12 protein-coding genes are annotated in these 15,719 nt (G+C 52.0%); 2 read left to right on the forward strand and 10 right to left on the reverse strand.

Annotation, left to right across the window (positions count from 1 at the left end):
• Positions 1-3 precede the first annotated feature (3 nt).
• From lpxK to O9K67_RS16145, 10 genes are all read right to left on the reverse strand, one after another.
• Positions 4-981, reverse strand: coding sequence for a tetraacyldisaccharide 4'-kinase (lpxK, locus tag O9K67_RS16100; protein WP_061494680.1), 978 nt, complete (start codon positions 979-981; stop codon positions 4-6).
• Positions 978-2,726, reverse strand: coding sequence for a lipid A ABC transporter ATP-binding protein/permease MsbA (gene msbA, locus O9K67_RS16105; protein WP_061494679.1), 1,749 nt, complete (start codon positions 2,724-2,726; stop codon positions 978-980). The genes lpxK and msbA overlap by 4 nt, the downstream gene beginning before the upstream one ends.
• Before the next feature lie 36 nt (positions 2,727-2,762).
• Positions 2,763-5,027 carry a ComEC family protein gene (locus O9K67_RS16110; RefSeq protein ID WP_061494678.1) on the reverse strand — a complete coding sequence of 755 codons (2,265 nt, stop codon included), beginning with the start codon at positions 5,025-5,027 and terminating at the stop codon, positions 2,763-2,765.
• A 217-nt stretch (positions 5,028-5,244) separates the two neighbouring features.
• Entirely contained in the window at positions 5,245-5,529 is a 285-nt protein-coding gene (gene ihfB / locus O9K67_RS16115) for an integration host factor subunit beta (RefSeq protein WP_007374142.1), read from the reverse strand.
• A 175-nt stretch (positions 5,530-5,704) separates the two neighbouring features.
• The gene (rpsA, locus tag O9K67_RS16120) at positions 5,705-7,378 is read right to left on the reverse strand and encodes a 30S ribosomal protein S1 (protein WP_017456188.1); all 1,674 of its coding nucleotides are present in this window, start codon (positions 7,376-7,378) and stop codon (positions 5,705-5,707) included.
• Between the two features lie 113 nt (positions 7,379-7,491).
• Positions 7,492-8,175 carry a (d)CMP kinase gene (cmk, locus tag O9K67_RS16125; protein WP_061494677.1) on the reverse strand — a complete coding sequence of 228 codons (684 nt, stop codon included), beginning with the start codon at positions 8,173-8,175 and terminating at the stop codon, positions 7,492-7,494.
• A 171-nt stretch (positions 8,176-8,346) separates the two neighbouring features.
• Positions 8,347-9,111 (reverse strand): metalloprotease LoiP, encoded by a 765-nt coding sequence (gene loiP, locus O9K67_RS16130; RefSeq protein ID WP_061499945.1) that lies wholly within the window; start codon positions 9,109-9,111, stop codon positions 8,347-8,349.
• A 138-nt stretch (positions 9,112-9,249) separates the two neighbouring features.
• On the reverse strand, positions 9,250-10,533 hold the full coding sequence (gene aroA / locus O9K67_RS16135; protein ID WP_061494676.1) for a 3-phosphoshikimate 1-carboxyvinyltransferase: 1,284 nt from the start codon (positions 10,531-10,533) through the stop codon (positions 9,250-9,252).
• Positions 10,534-10,607: 74 nt separating this feature from the next.
• Positions 10,608-11,693 (reverse strand): 3-phosphoserine/phosphohydroxythreonine transaminase, encoded by a 1,086-nt coding sequence (gene serC / locus O9K67_RS16140; RefSeq protein WP_061494675.1) that lies wholly within the window; start codon positions 11,691-11,693, stop codon positions 10,608-10,610.
• Positions 11,694-11,855: 162 nt separating this feature from the next.
• A complete protein-coding gene (locus O9K67_RS16145) occupies positions 11,856-12,548 on the reverse strand; it encodes a DUF421 domain-containing protein (RefSeq protein ID WP_061494674.1) in 693 nt (230 codons plus the stop codon).
• A gap of 138 nt (positions 12,549-12,686) precedes the next feature.
• Between O9K67_RS16145 and ycaO the strand changes: the two genes are divergently transcribed.
• Together ycaO and focA are read left to right on the forward strand one after the other, a co-directional pair.
• Positions 12,687-14,447, forward strand: a complete 1,761-nt coding sequence (gene ycaO / locus O9K67_RS16150; protein WP_061499943.1) for a 30S ribosomal protein S12 methylthiotransferase accessory factor YcaO — start codon at positions 12,687-12,689, stop codon at positions 14,445-14,447.
• Positions 14,448-14,853: 406 nt separating this feature from the next.
• Positions 14,854-15,711 (forward strand): formate transporter FocA, encoded by an 858-nt coding sequence (gene focA, locus O9K67_RS16155; RefSeq protein ID WP_061494673.1) that lies wholly within the window; start codon positions 14,854-14,856, stop codon positions 15,709-15,711.
• Positions 15,712-15,719: the final 8 nt, after the last annotated feature.

Raw genomic sequence — 15,719 nt, forward strand, 5'->3', positions numbered from 1 at the left:
TCGTCAGCGCGCCAGAGTGAGCAATTCCTGCAATAATTTCTCCGCCTGTTCGCCGTCCAGTTGTGCGTCTACAGGCAAATACCACCAATTGTCTTCGGCAAAAGCACGGCACTTAACGGCATCTTTCTCGGTCATGACTAATGTCTGCCCGGGTTTCACCAGTACGTGGACATCATTATGGGTGAGCGCCTGATGATCGGCCAGTGCTACCGTCTTCTCCAGCGTTACGCCGCTCTCTGCCAGGGTGGTAAAAAAACGGGGGGGATGACCAATACCTGCCATCGCCACCACATGCTTCAGTTCGTGGACGTCACGGCGCTCACCGGTACGCAGGTTGATAGCCATCCCAGGCTGCAGACGCATCGGGATTTCACCGTGCTTTGCCACTCCACCATTGGTGATGATGGCATTGACTGTTTTCAGACGTGATGCGCGTTCGCGCATCGGCCCGGCAGGCAACCACCAGCCATTGCCGAAGCGCCTGACGCCATCAATGACCACAATTTCCATATCGCGGGCAAGCCGGTAGTGCTGCAAACCATCATCCGTAACAATAAGTTGCACCGGATGCTGCGCCAGAATCGCTTTCACAGCTTCGGCCCGTACAGGCGAGACGGCAACCGGCGCCCCCGTGCGCTGATAGATCAACACCGGCTCGTCCCCGGCCTGTGTCGTAGCAGTAGTTGGCGTTAATAAAAGAGGATAGCGATCCGCTTTGCCGCCGTAGCCACGCGAAACCACGCCAACACGAATGCCACGCTGCTGCAACTGTTCCACGAGCCAGATGACCACCGGTGTTTTACCATTGCCGCCGGCGGTCAGATTACCCACCACAACCACCGGAACCGGTGCGCGCCAGGCTTGCTTCAGGCCCAGACGATAGGCAAGACGGATGACACCACTCACCAGGCCATAGAGCCAGGAGAGCGGCAACAGCAACCGCCACAGCGGCGATTCACCGGACCAGATGCGTGCAATCATTCGCCAAACTGCATCTTATGAAGCTGCGCATAGACGCCACGCTGCGCCAACAATTCGGCATGGCTACCGCGTTCAACGATGCGACCATCCTCTACCACAACAATCTCATCCGCTTTCTCAATGGTCGAAAGCCGGTGAGCAATAACCATAGAAGTACGGTTTTTTTGCAGCTCGTTTAACGCCGCCTGAATAGCCCGTTCAGACTCGGTATCCAGCGCAGAGGTCGCTTCATCAAGGATCAGGATTGGGCTGTCACGCAACAACGCGCGGGCAATCGCGATACGCTGACGCTGACCGCCAGAGAGCAATACACCGTTTTCACCGATGATCGTATCCAGGCCTTGATCCATTTTATTGATAAAGTCGAGGGCATAAGCCATCTTCGCAGCTTGCTCAATCTCTTCGCGACTGTACTCTTCGGTACGCGCATAGGCGATGTTGTTAGCAACGGTGTCGTTAAACAAATGGACATTTTGCGACACCAGCGCCACCTGATCGCGCAATGAAGAGAGTTTGTACTCACGCAGATCGTGGCCATCCATCAGAATTTGACCTTCGTCGATATCATAAAAACGCGTGATCAGGCTGGCCATCGTCGATTTACCGGAGCCAGAACGCCCCACCAATGCAACGGTTTTCCCCGCAGGGATTGTCAGATTGATATTGCGCAGCGCGGGCGTTTCCCGTCCTGGATACGTGAACGTGACATTGCGGAATTCGATATCCCCGCGAGCGCGTTCAATCACACGAGTGCCTTCATCTTTTTCCTGCTCGCTATCGAGGATGGCGAACAAGGTCTGGCAGGCAGCCATACCGCGCTGGAATTGAGCGTTGACGTTAGTCAAGGATTTCAGCGGGCGCATCAGTGCAATCATCGAAGAGAACACCACGGTGATCGTACCGGCCGTCAGCGTATCCATCACGCTTGGGAAGCTCGCGGCATAGAGCACAAATGCCAGAGCAAGAGAAGCAATAAGCTGAATGATCGGGTCTGAAATGGACGAGGCTGATACCATTTTCATCCCTTGCAGGCGCATCTTGTTGCTGACTTTATCGAAACGACTGGTTTCTACTTGCTGGCCACCAAACATCAGCACTTCTTTATGCCCTTTCAGCATTTGCTCCGCACTGGTGGTTACCTGCCCCATGGTGTTTTGCATGTTTTTACTGATGTTGCGGAAGCGCTTGGACACCACGCGAATAGCAAACGACACAATAGGTGCCAGCACAATCAGGATCACCGACAATTGCCAGCTATACCAAAACATCATAATAAACAGGCCGATGATCGATGCACCTTCGCGCACCACTGTGATCAACGCACTGGAAGAAGAGGACGCAACCTGTTCGGAATCGTAAGTAATTCGTGACAGCAACGTCCCCGTAGACTGTTTGTCAAAGAAGGAAACAGGCATCCCCATCATGTGGCCGAACAAACGGCGGCGCATGGTCATTACTACTTTTCCGGAAACCCAGGAAATACAGTAGCTGGAGATATAACTGGTGATACCACGTAGGATCATCAGCCCGATAACCACCAGCGGCATCCACAGCAGCACTGAACGGTCCGTTTTACCAAAACCATCATCCAGTAACGGTTTGAGCAGCGATAGCATAAAAGTATCGCTGGCTGCGTTGAGGATTAACGCTATCCCCGACACGATCAGACCCGCTTTGAAAGGCGCAATGGTTGGCCAAAGTCGGCGGAAAGTCTGCCACGTGGAGAGATCTTTATCGTTCTGCATTCAAAAAACCAGCACTTGTTGAAATAGCCGCATATTCTACCTGTTATCGCTGGGGACGCCAAACCACTGATGATACCAACGAGGTAAAAGTTGATCTCGTAAGCTATGGATTTCCCAGCCCTGCGCTGAGAAAGCTATCGTTGTCTGCCCCTGGTGGGCAGTATCAAACCAGCGATAGCCTTGTTGGCGGTAGCGTGTCGTCACTTTTGCCGAGGGTAAGCGCCAGGCGTTATAGCGTGAAGCCGACGCCAGCGCAGCGTTACCACCGATGCGTTGGATAAAAGGCAGCGTTGATGAGGTATTGCTCCCATGATGGGGTACCTGCACCAGTGTGGAAGCAAGATGTTCCCAATAATGACTCAGCATCGCCATCTCCCCTTGTGCCTCAATATCACCAGTCAGCAAAATACTGTTCTGACCATCATCTACCCTCACCACGCATGAACGGTTATTACCCTGGGCCGTTGAGCCTTGCAGAGGCCAGTGAACGCTGAAATTTAACCCTTGCCACTGCCATTTTTCACCACGGAAACAGGGATGATGTCCCGCCCAGCCTAACGGGCTTCGCACCCACATCCCTGGCCAGTTATTCAGTAAACTGTTCAGTCCCCCACGATGATCCAAATGTTCATGACTCAGAATAACGCCTTCAGGCTCAAGCGCATGCCAGCGCAACCACGGGATAATTAACTGCTGCCCGCTGTCGCCACCCGGCCAGGCCGAGCCAGTATCATAAAGGATCGCTTTACCGTCACGTTCAATCACCAGAGCAAGCCCATGCCCGACATCCAGCATGTGTACTGACCACTCCCCGCTCCGCTCACTTCGCCAGAATGGAAAAGCCAATATCACCAGTGATGCCAGGCAAACCGCGGGCATAGTACGCCACAGGTTCAAACGCCAGGCCATCAACGTGCACCAGGGTACCCATGCCAGCCACTGCCAGCGCATGTCAACATTTAACCAGCCCGGAGGGAGCCAACGTAAAAAACTGAAGAGTATTTCCAGCGTGTTATCCGCGACATACCAACAGACCGTCTCCATTATTGAAGGCCCGGTTAGATGCAGCACCATCCCCAACAGAATGAAGGGTACGGCCACGAAGGTAACCAACGGGATAGCTGCCAGGTTCGCCACCAGAGAAGTGAGGCTGATGCCATGGAATATCGACAACTGGATTGGCAAAAGCAGCAGTGTCATACCGGCCTGCAGATAGAGAAGGTTAATGCAGCCCCTCACCCACCCGCGCAGGTCTGTACCAGGAATGGGGAGCCACTGATACCAAAACAGTAACGCAGCCACCGCAAAAGCAGATAACCACAGGCTGTCAGAGAGAACGGCAAGCGGATCGGTAAACAAAATAGCCGCCACACAGCATAGCCATACCTGCCAGGGCGACCACAGACGCCCCGAAAGTCTCAACGCAGCCCAGACGCTTAACGCCACCGCCGTGCGTAGAGCCGGAGGTTGTAACCCCGTCAGCCATGCATAGCCAATCGCGCCGCCCACGCTTAAGAGCAACGGCAACCGCCAATCAATCCAACGGACGGGAAGGAAAAACTGCACAGCGCGTACGATAAGCCACACCAGCATAGACGCAAGTGCGATATGCAACCCGGAGATCGCCATCAGATGCGCCGTGCCGGTTTGGCGCATCGCGTTTTTCACGTCACTGTTCAGCGCCGAGCGCTCGCCCATTCCCAAAGCCAGGATGACTGGCTGCCAGGCGTATGGAACCAGCCGTTCCGTCAACGATTGCAGATACCCGGCGCGCCAGCTACAACGTGCGTCCAGTATTCGGGCATGAATGATTCGCCCGCTTAAAGGTTGATGGGATGCCAGAGCATAACGTTGGGAGTCAAAACCACCTTCGTTAAGCTGCCCGTGCACCGGACGAGCACGAATCGTCATCGCCCAGCGTTGCCCGCTACACGCCTGCCGGGGAAGATACTCCCCGTAAAAAATAATGCCGGGCGCAGGGTAAAGGGGTACGCCATCCAGACGGAGAATTTTCCCCTGATGGCGGGTCATGTTGTCGGTTTCGGTGAGCATCACCTCAACATGGCGATTACCACCTGTCAGATGTTGGGTCGGCCAGAGGGTTTGCTGTGCGGCGAGGATCCCCCAAACAAAGAACAGGAGTGTGAACCCGCAGTAACGCACCACCGGCTTTTGGCTGTACGCGAACAGACACCCCAATGCCAGTACCCACCAGACAAGTCGGATATCCGGTAATGCAGGCAACCACAGCAGTGGCAAAATGCCGGCTATAATACAGGCGCTGAGCGCGGGTAAGGTCATGCACACCTCCTTGTTGCACAGGAAGTATGCGGCGTTGCAGTTGCAGTGTCTTGAAAGTGATTACGCTGTTGCGGCACAGGCTGGTAAGTTTTTACAGCGTTACATTTTACGCATAAAGCATTACGAGCTGGGCCCCGAAAAATTCAGACTGGCACAAAACAAAAAAGCACCCTGACGGTGCTTTTCTGCAGTTTAAGCTTCAGCGCTTCGCTAAAACTTATTCATAAATATTGGCGCGGTCGCGTAATTCTTTACCCGGTTTAAAGTGGGGAACATATTTTCCTTCCAGATCCACTTTGTCGCCTGTTTTGGGGTTACGCCCGGTGCGAGGTGCACGATAGTGCAGAGAAAAACTGCCGAAACCGCGGATCTCAATGCGCTCACCCTGGGCAAGAGTAGAGGCCATATGCTCCAGCATCTCTTTTACGGCATCTTCCACGGCTTTTGCCGGAATATGCGATTGCTGGCTTGCAAGTCTTTCGATCAATTCTGACTTGGTCATGATTCCTCCGGTTTCCTTCAAGGCAAAAATTCGCTTAATAGCTTTAACAAGGGCGGCCGTAGCCGCCCTTTGTCATTGATTACAGGACGAATCCTGCAATCTGTCAAGTAACTCATCACCCTGCGAACCACAGTGCGTTAACTTCGTCACTACAGTCCGCAAAGTAGGGAGTAACTTACTCGCCTTTCGCTGCTTTGAAAGCTTCAGCCATAGCGTTAGAGAAGTTGCCTTCTTCCTGTTTGTTGTTAACAGAAGCGATTGCATCTTTCTCGTCAGCTTCGTCTTTCGCACGAACAGACAGGCTAACTACGCGGTTCTTACGGTCAACGCCAGTGAATTTAGCTTCAACATCATCGCCAACATTCAGAACCAGAGTTGCGTCTTCAACGCGGTCACGGGAAGCTTCAGAAGCACGCAGGTAACCTTCAACGCCGTCAGCCAGTTCTACGGTTGCGCCTTTAGCATCAACTGCAGTGACTTTACCGTTTACGATTGCGCCTTTCTTGTTCAGTGCAACGTAGTTGTTGAACGGATCTTCTGCGAGTTGTTTAACGCCCAGAGAGATACGCTCACGCTCTGCGTCAACCTGCAGAACAACGGCTGCGATTTCGTCGCCTTTTTTGTATTCACGGACTGCTTCTTCGCCTGCAACGTTCCAGGAGATGTCAGACAGGTGAACCAGGCCATCGATACCGCCGTCCAGGCCGATGAAGATACCGAAGTCAGTGATAGACTTGATTTTACCTTCAACGCGGTCGCCCTTGTTGTGGGTTTCAGCGAACTGCTGCCACGGGTTGGATTTGCACTGTTTCAGACCCAAGGAGATACGACGACGTTCTTCGTCGATATCCAGAACCATAACTTCCACTACGTCGCCAACGTTAACAACTTTGGACGGGTGGATGTTTTTGTTGGTCCAATCCATTTCGGAAACGTGAACCAGGCCTTCAACGCCTTCTTCGATTTCAACGAAGCAGCCGTAGTCGGTCAGGTTGGTAACGCGGCCAGTCAGCTTGGTGCCTTCCGGGTAACGTTTAGCGATAGCCACCCACGGATCTTCGCCCAGCTGTTTCAGGCCCAGAGATACACGAGTACGCTCGCGGTCGAATTTCAGCACTTTAACAGTGATTTCGTCGCCAACGTTTACGATTTCGCTCGGATGCTTAACGCGTTTCCATGCCATGTCGGTGATGTGCAGCAGGCCGTCAACGCCGCCCAGATCAACGAATGCACCGTAGTCAGTGAGGTTCTTAACGATACCTTTAACTTCCATGCCTTCCTGCAGGTTTTCCAGCAGCTGATCGCGTTCTGCGCTGTTCTCGGATTCGATAACCGCACGACGGGAAACAACAACGTTGTTACGCTTCTGGTCAAGCTTGATTACTTTGAATTCAAGCTCTTTGCCTTCCAGGTGCAGAGTGTCACGGACCGGACGAACGTCTACCAGAGAACCTGGCAGGAACGCACGAATACCGTTCAGCTCAACAGTGAAGCCACCTTTAACTTTGCCGTTGATAACACCGGTAACAGTTTCAGCGTCTTCGTAAGCTTTTTCCAGCGTGATCCAAGCTTCGTGACGTTTAGCTTTTTCACGGGACAGCAGGGTTTCACCGAAGCCGTCTTCTACTGCATCCAGAGCAACGTCAACTTCGTCACCAACCTGGATTTCCAGCTCGCCCTGGGCGTTTTTGAACTGCTCAGCCGGAATGGCGGACTCAGATTTCAGACCGGCGTCAACCAGTACTACGTCTTTGTCGATAGCAACAACAACACCGCGAACAATGGAACCCGGGCGGGTTTCGATTTCTTTTAAGGATTCTTCAAACAGTTGAGCAAAAGATTCAGTCATGTTTAATCTTCAGGTTTCATATTTAACGTCCACCTGGCTCCGTGCCGGATGGGGTTGTTTAACATACCCGCTGTCATTCCATTGCAACGGGGGTACTGCAAATTCGGTCGCAATTATGCGAGGGCCAATTTTTGGCGAGCATATTGTAGCGCTTTCTCAATCACTTGCTCAATACTTAAACGGGTTGAATCCAGTACTAAAGCATCGGCAGCAGGCACTAACGGCGCAACAGGGCGATTACGATCGCGATCGTCACGTTCTTTGATCTCGGCCAAAAGGCGTTCAAAGTTAACACTAAAGCCCTTCTCCTGCAACTGCAGCATACGGCGGTGCGCACGTTCTTCAGAGGAGGCGTCAAGGAAAATTTTCACTGGCGCATCGGGAAAAACAACGGTGCCCATATCACGCCCATCGGCGATAAGACCCGGTGCTTCGCGAAACGCGCGTTGGCGACGTAATAACGCCTCACGCACGCGCGGGAATGCCGCCACTTGCGATGCCGCATTCGCCACGTCCTGAGTGCGAATTTCACCACTCACATCTTCGCCTTCCAGAATCACTTCCAGATTGCCGTTGGTCGAGACAAAACGCACATCAAGATGCGCAGCCAGAGGAACCAGCACCTCTTCAGAGGTCACATCAACATGGTGATGTAGCGCGGCCAACGCCAGCACACGATAAATGGCGCCGGAGTCCAACAGATGCCACTGCAACGCTTCCGCCATTGCCTTGCAAAGGGTGCCTTTTCCCGCACCGCTCGGCCCATCAATGGTAATTACCGGGGCAATTGCCGTCATCTTCATCTCCTTAATCAGGGCATACCGTTACATAAACGCCGCGCATTATACGCGGCAATGCGCACGATCGTTACTCCCGCGTGCGAATAACCGAATATATGAAGCTGAGTGTAGAAGAATTGTGCAGGAAACGGGCTGATTCGCATCAGCCCGGCACAGACAGGAATGGGGTTACTTTTTATCTGCAGCAATGCGCTCGCGGATATGCTGCGCGCGCTCAGTTGACGGCGGATGGGAATCAAACATCGATTTCTCCGAACCCGCATCCAACTTCGCCAGTTTTTCAAAGCTGGTGACTAATCCCTGACGGCTGATATTACGTTTTTTCAGCAAATCGTAAGAGAAATCGTCCGCAGCGGATTCCTGAGTGCGGGAGAAGGCAGAATTCACCATATTCTCCGCCAGGTCACCAAGCTGAGACTGGGAGAGTTGTGCGCCTGCCGCGCTGCTGGCGGAGATGGCATCACGGGCAGCCAGTGTCGCATACGCCGTCTGCATTGCTTTGCGGCTATGACCCAGGGCAACGTGCCCCATTTCATGGCCCAGTACAGCTTCGACTTCATTGTCCGTCATCATATCCATGAGACCGCTGTACACGCGAATGCAACCGTTCGCCATTGCCCACGCGTTAACCTCTTTCGTCATATAAACTTTGTAGGTTACTGGCGTGCCATCGATATTGTTACCCAGCGCTTTTGCGATTTTGTCGAGGCGCTTCGCATAGGTACTGGATGCCGGGGCCAGATTGTTCTGTTTATCCATCTCCGCGCAAGACTTCTCTGAGAGCGCCTTCACGTCGGCATCGCTGAGCGTCGCCGCTTTGTATGCTGACATACCGGATTTGGTTAACGCTTCTGCGTTAATGCCACCCATGTTTTTACAACCAGAGACCAGAGTTGCCGCCACCAGGCAGCTAAAAATCATTGTTTTTTTCATAGACAGTCCATGTTTATCTAATTGAATCATCGGGAATAGTCCCGGGCAGATAGTAACATGGCGAAGAAGGTTGTCGACACTCTCAACAATAGCGGGTAAATCCGCCCTGCGATGCCTGCGCAGGGCGGGTAAATGTTATCAGGCGAGGGTACTAATACGGGCTAACTGTTCGAAGTAGTCCGGGAAGGTTTTGGCTGTGCATTTCGGGTCGAGGATGGTCACGGGCGTATCCGACAGCGCCACCAGCGAGAAGCACATCGCCATACGGTGGTCGTTATAGGTGCCAATTTCCGCAAACTGCAATTTTGCTGGCGGCGTAACGCGAATATAGTCTTCGCCCTCTTCGACTTCGGCACCCACTTTACGCAGCTCTGTTGTCATCGCAAACAAACGGTCTGTCTCTTTCACACGCCAGTTATAGATGTTGCGCAGCGTCGTCGTCCCGTTAGCAAACAGCGCCGTCGTGGCAATGGTCATTGCCGCATCCGGAATATGGTTCATATCCATGTCGATAGCGTTCAGCTCACCATGCGTACAGGCAATGTAATCATCACCCCAGACAATCGTCGCGCCCATTTTTTCCAGCACATCGGCAAAGCGGATATCCCCCTGCACACTGTTGCGGCCAATGCCGGTCACTTTCACTGTGCCGCCTTTTATTGCCGCGGCGGCAAGGAAATAAGAGGCAGATGAGGCATCCCCTTCCACCAGATAGTGACCTGGTGACTGATAGTGTTGCCCACCACGCACCACAAAACGCTGGTACTGCTGGTTTTCAACGTTAACACCGAAGGTCTTCATCAGGTGCAATGTGATGTCGATATAGGGTTTGGAAACCAGTTCGCCTTTGATGGTGATGATCGTATCTTGCGGGGCCAGCGGCGCAGTCATCAACAGCGCGGTTAAAAACTGGCTGGAAACACTGCCATCAACACTCACATCGCCGCCGGTAAAACCACCACGCAGGCGCAGTGGAGGATAATTTTCCTGCTCAAGGTAATCAATCTGCGCGCCGCCCTGACGTAACGCATCAACCAGATGGCCGATTGGCCGTTCTTTCATGCGCGGTTCGCCAGTCAGCACCAACTCATTGGTACCCAGGCACAGTGCCGCCGCCAGTGGGCGCATGGCAGTACCGGCGTTGCCAAGGAACAACTCCAGTTTTTCTGCGGAATGCAGGGGGCCACCGACACCGGTCACTTCGCAACGGGTGCGATCGGCAGATAAAGTGTAATGAACTCCCAGCGCGCTGAGGGCATTCAGCATATGGCGCACATCGTCACTGTCCAGCAGGTTCGTCAGAACGGTCGTGCCATGAGCGAATGCAGCAAGCAACAAAGCGCGGTTTGAGACACTCTTTGAACCAGGCAGATTAATGGTGCCATCTACCCGCGCGATGGGTTGTAACGTCAGGGATTCCATGAAACTTCACTCTCAACAAACAGAATAAAACCCCCGCAGTCCAACTACGGGGGTGCGTTAAAACAGGTCGATGATTAACCGTGGCGACGTTCGAAATCGACCATAAAATCAGTCAGCGCCTGTACACCCGCCAGAGGCATCGCGTTATAAATAGAGGCACGCATGCCTCCCACAACGCGGTGGCCTTTCAACGCATGCAAACCCGCAGCGAATGACTCTTCAAGGAAGACCTTATCCAGCGCACTGTCTGCCAACTGGAAAGGCACATTCATGCGGGAACGGTTCGCTTTTGCGACATCGTTACGGTAGAAACCGCTGTTATCAATCACGCCATAAAGCAACTCGGCTTTTTGCTGATTGAGTTTATCCATTGCAGCCACGCCCCCCTGCTTTTTCAGCCATTTAAACACCAATCCTGAAAGATACCAGGCAAAAGTCGGCGGTGTGTTAAACATGGAGTCGTTTTCGTTCAGCACGCTGTAATCAAGAATGGATGGGCAGGACGCGTGCGCTTTACCCAGCAGATCTTCACGTACAATCACCAGCGTCAACCCCGCCGGGCCGATGTTTTTCTGCGCACCCGCGTAGATCACACCGAAACGGCTAACATCAATCTGGCGCGACAGAATCGTTGAGGAGAAATCCGCAGCGACAACAACGTCGCCAAAATCCGGCGTTTCGTCGATGGCAATACCGTCAATCGTTTCGTTCGGGCAGTAATGCAGATAAGCAGCATTATCGCTCAGTTGCCAGTCACGCATCGGTTTTACCGCACGTAAACCATCAACAGTGATTTTGGCGTCGATAACGTTAGGTACGCAGTATTTTTTCGCTTCTTTTACTGCGCTCGCCGCCCAGTAGCCAGCATCCACATAATCCGCTGTGGTTTTCTCACCCAGCAGGTTCAGAGGGACGCCTGCAAACTGACCGCGACCACCGCCATGACAGAACAGAACCTTATAGTTGGAGGGAATATTCAGCAGGTCGCGAAAATCCTTTTCTGCTTCTTCCGCCACATGGATAAACTCTTTACCACGATGGCTAATTTCCATCACCGATGTACCAAGCCCTTGCCAGTCGCACAGTTCTTGTTGCGCCTGTTTGAGCACATCCGCCGGTAACATTGCCGGACCAGAACTAAAATTGAAGACCTGAGTCATTTCCCCTCACCACGCTATAAAGCAATAAGTTATTCCTGTGACATCGGTTTTATCATTCAGCGCCACGCGCCGCAACGGGTAATAGGCGCGGGGGGGAAGTTGTGCGCCAAATCACATAGCAGATTGTTTTGCATTGCTTACGGAGACCCGATAAAAACCCTGTTATGTGACCCGAATTGCCCGACTGGCCTTTGACCATTCCGGATTTGCGCAGCGCGGGCAGATTTTCTCTTCACCCGCCCGAAGCGGAACAATTTTGCTGCAACGCACGCAAACATAGTCTCCCTCTTCAGGGGCCTTTTTAAAGCGTTCACTACAGCCTTCCGGCAGAATGCACAAGCCGGGTTTGACCTCGTCATCGGTAAAGTAGTACACGCTAAGTTGCCCATTCGTTTCCATAATCGCCAGGCGGACCTGTCCTAACTGGTCAACACCGTTGGTACGTAATTCCATAAAGAATTCAAATTCAGTCAGATTCTCCTCGTGTAATTTCTCCCACGCCAGCTCGCCATCTTTGACAATCACCACCGGTTTGCCTTCCAGCAAATCTTCCAGTTTTTCACTGTGCGACATCAACCACATGACCAGTCGGTAAAGCATACCCAGTGTAATAAACACCACGAGTACGGGCAGCATAGGGACATCATCGTAGAAGGCCACATCGCCCGCAGCCGATCCCAGCGTCAGAATAATGAGGACTTCAAATAACGACATCTGCCGTACGCCGCGCCGACCGGTGATTTTGAGAAATAAGAAGACTAAAACAAAGGTATAGAGACTACGCAGCGCGACTTCCCACAGAAAATCAAGGGGTACCTTGTCGAGGGCCATCCGGTGCAGGTCAAACGCTTTCATTTTTTTATGCCTGAACAGTCAATTACTTTTCATAAGCATAGTCAGAAGTTTTATTTTCGCCGGACTAATGGGGAAGATAGCGCCAGTCATGTAAAACCCGTATCATTGCGCGCTTTACGTACGAAAAAAGTGACCGTCATGACTCAAACATTTATTCCCGGCAAAGATGCCGCGCTGGAAGACTCCATCGCTCGCTTTCAGCAAAAGCTCACCGATCTCGGTTTTAACATTGAAGAGGCCTCCTGGCTGAACCCGGTACCCAACGTCTGGTCTGTGCATATTCGCGATAAAGAGTGTGCGCTGTGTTTCACCAACGGCAAAGGTGCCACCAAAAAAGCAGCACTGGCCTCTGCACTGGGTGAGTACTTCGAACGTCTGTCCACAAACTACTTTTTTGCAGACTTCTGGCTGGGCGACGCTATCGCGCAGGGGCCGTTCGTTCATTACCCTAATGGAAAATGGTTCCCACTGCCGGAAGATGACAGCCTGCCGGAAGGTATTCTCGATGCACGCCTGCGCGCCTACTACGATCCGGAAAACGCACTGACCGCAGGCATGCTGGTTGATTTGCAATCCGGTAACGACGAGCGCGGTATCTGTGCCCTACCGTTTACCCGCCAGTCTGATGAGCAAACGGTCTATATTCCGATGAATATCGTTGGCAACCTGTATGTGTCTAACGGTATGTCAGCCGGCAACACGCGTAATGAAGCCCGTGTTCAGGGACTGTCGGAAGTGTTTGAGCGTCATATTAAAAACCGCATTATTGCCGAGAGCATTAGCCTGCCGGAGATTCCGCAAGAGGTACTGGCACGTTACCCGGGCGTTGTTGAGGCTATTGCAAAACTTGAAGCAGAAGGTTTTCCGATTTTCGCTTATGACGGCTCTCTCGGCGGTAAATACCCGGTTATCTGCGTGGTACTGTTTAACCCGGCCAACGGTACCTGCTTTGCCTCTTTTGGCGCGCATCCTGATTTCGGCGTCGCGCTGGAACGTACCGTTACCGAGCTTCTGCAAGGCCGAGGTCTGAAAGATCTCGATGTGTTCACCCCACCGACCTTTGATGATGAAGAAGTGGCTGAGCACGCCAACCTCGAAACCCACTTTATTGACTCCAGTGGTCTCATCTCATGGGATCTGTTTAAACAGGATGCGGATTATCCGTTTGTTGACTGGAGCTTCGCCGGCACCACTGAAGAAGAGTTCGCCACTCTGATGGCCATCTTCAAGGCAGAAGATAAAGAAGTTTATATTGCTGACTACGAACATCTGGGCGTTTATGCCTGCCGTATCCTGGTGCCAGGCATGTCGGATATTTACCCGGCGGAAGATCTGTGGCTGGCCAACAACACCATGGGTAGCCATCTGCGCGAAACGATTCTCTCCCTGCCCGGCAGTGAGTGGGATAAAGAGGATTACCTCAACCTTATCGCGCAACTGGATGATGAAGGTCATGACGACTTTACCCGCGTGCGTGAACTACTGGGTCTGGCTACCGGGAAAGATAATGGCTGGTACACCCTGCGTATTGGCGAGCTGAAAGCAATGCTGGCGCTGGCGGGCGGCGACCTGGATCAGGCGCTGACCTGGACCGAGTGGACGATGGAATTTAACGCCTCCATCTTCAGTGCTGAGCGGGCAAACTATTACCGTTGCCTGCAAACCTTGTTATTGCTGGCTCAGGAAGAGGAGCGCCAACCGCTACAATATCTGAATGCGTTTGTGCGCATGTACGGTGCGCAAGCTGTCGAAGCCGCCAGTGCGGCGCTGAGCGGTGAAGCACCATTTTACGACTTGCAGCCAGCTGACGGTACGCTGAAGGCTTTCCCGGCACATCTGTCTTTGTTAGCAGCTTACGAAAAATTACAACGCGCGAAAACGGCGTTCTGGTCGAAATAACGACAAGTAGTGCGACAATCTGTAGGCTTAATGACGGGTCTACGCTATATTACGGGGCAATTTCATTGCCCCGTTTTATTTATTTTTTGGCAATGACGGCCAGTTGTAATATTTAGGTTAAATATGGGTAAATATTAATATCCTCCCAATCTAATATTGTTACTTCTTATGGCAATTACTCCATTTTAATTAACTGTTTTTTGGGAGGCGTCATAAAAAAAATTCAACTCTTTTTGCAACTTTTAAACTTTATTTTTATTTTGATAATCAACAAGTTACTCCGCATTCGTAGAAAAACCACGCGCTTTGCGGTCCTATAAGCCAGGCGAGATATGATCCATATCAAATTCTCTTCTATAATGCTTTGTTAGTATCTCGTCGCCGACTTAATAAAGAGAGAGTTAGTGTGAAAGCTGACAACCCTTTTGATCTTATTCTTCCAGCAGAGATGGCGAAAGTTGCCGAAGAAGCTGGTGTCTATAAAGCGACTAAACATCCGCTTAAGACTTTCTACCTTGCGATCACCGCAGGTGTGTTTATCTCCATTGCTTTTGTTTTCTATATCACTGCTACCACCGGTACAGCGACGATGCCGTTCGGTATTGCTAAACTGATTGGTGGTATCTGCTTCTCACTGGGGTTGATCCTTTGCATCATCTGCGGTGCTGATCTTTTTACATCCACCGTACTGATTGTGGTAGCGAAAGCCAGTGGGCGTATCACCTGGGGGCAACTGGCCCGTAACTGGGTAAACGTCTATGTCGGCAACCTGGTGGGCGCACTGCTGTTTGTGCTGTTAATGTGGTTGTCTGGCGAGTATATGGTCGCCAATGGCGGTTGGGGCATGAATGTGCTGCAAACTGCCGACCACAAGCTGCACCATACATTTGTTGAAGCTGTTGCGCTGGGTATTCTGGCGAACCTGATGGTCTGTCTGGCTGTGTGGATGAGTTATTCCGGCCGCAGCCTGATGGATAAGGCAATGATTATGGTGCTGCCGGTTGCGATGTTTGTCGCCAGCGGTTTTGAGCACAGCATTGCAAACATGTTTATGATCCCGATGGGTATCGTAATCCGCAACTTTGCGAGCCCGGAGTTCTGGACCGCAGTTGGTTCCAGCCCGGAAAGTTTTTCTCATCTGACTATTGCGAATTTCATCACCGATAACCTGATCCCTGTAACAATCGGGAATATCATAGGTGGAGGGTTATTAGTCGGGTTGACATACTGGGTCATTTACCTGCGTGGCAACGATCATCATTAATGGTTGTT

Origin of the sequence: Kosakonia oryzendophytica, from assembly GCF_027886705.1 — a bacterium.
GTDB classification, from domain to species: Bacteria; Pseudomonadota; Gammaproteobacteria; order Enterobacterales; family Enterobacteriaceae; genus Kosakonia; species Kosakonia oryzendophytica.

Excerpts from the sequence above, each read along its gene's own strand:
- cmk (WP_061494677.1), bottom strand. The coding sequence starts at position 8,175 with ATGACGGCAATTGCCCCGGTAATTACCATTGATGGGCCGAGCGGTGCG.
- rpsA (WP_017456188.1), bottom strand. The coding sequence starts at position 7,378 with ATGACTGAATCTTTTGCTCAACTGTTTGAAGAATCCTTAAAAGAAATC.
- serC (WP_061494675.1), bottom strand. The coding sequence starts at position 11,693 with ATGACTCAGGTCTTCAATTTTAGTTCTGGTCCGGCAATGTTACCGGCG.
- O9K67_RS16145 (WP_061494674.1), bottom strand. The coding sequence starts at position 12,548 with ATGAAAGCGTTTGACCTGCACCGGATGGCCCTCGACAAGGTACCCCTT.
- O9K67_RS16110 (WP_061494678.1), bottom strand. The coding sequence starts at position 5,027 with ATGACCTTACCCGCGCTCAGCGCCTGTATTATAGCCGGCATTTTGCCA.
- ihfB (WP_007374142.1), bottom strand. The coding sequence starts at position 5,529 with ATGACCAAGTCAGAATTGATCGAAAGACTTGCAAGCCAGCAATCGCAT.
- ycaO (WP_061499943.1), top strand. The coding sequence starts at position 12,687 with ATGACTCAAACATTTATTCCCGGCAAAGATGCCGCGCTGGAAGACTCC.
- msbA (WP_061494679.1), bottom strand. The coding sequence starts at position 2,726 with ATGCAGAACGATAAAGATCTCTCCACGTGGCAGACTTTCCGCCGACTT.
- lpxK (WP_061494680.1), bottom strand. The coding sequence starts at position 981 with ATGATTGCACGCATCTGGTCCGGTGAATCGCCGCTGTGGCGGTTGCTG.
- loiP (WP_061499945.1), bottom strand. The coding sequence starts at position 9,111 with ATGAAAAAAACAATGATTTTTAGCTGCCTGGTGGCGGCAACTCTGGTC.
- aroA (WP_061494676.1), bottom strand. The coding sequence starts at position 10,533 with ATGGAATCCCTGACGTTACAACCCATCGCGCGGGTAGATGGCACCATT.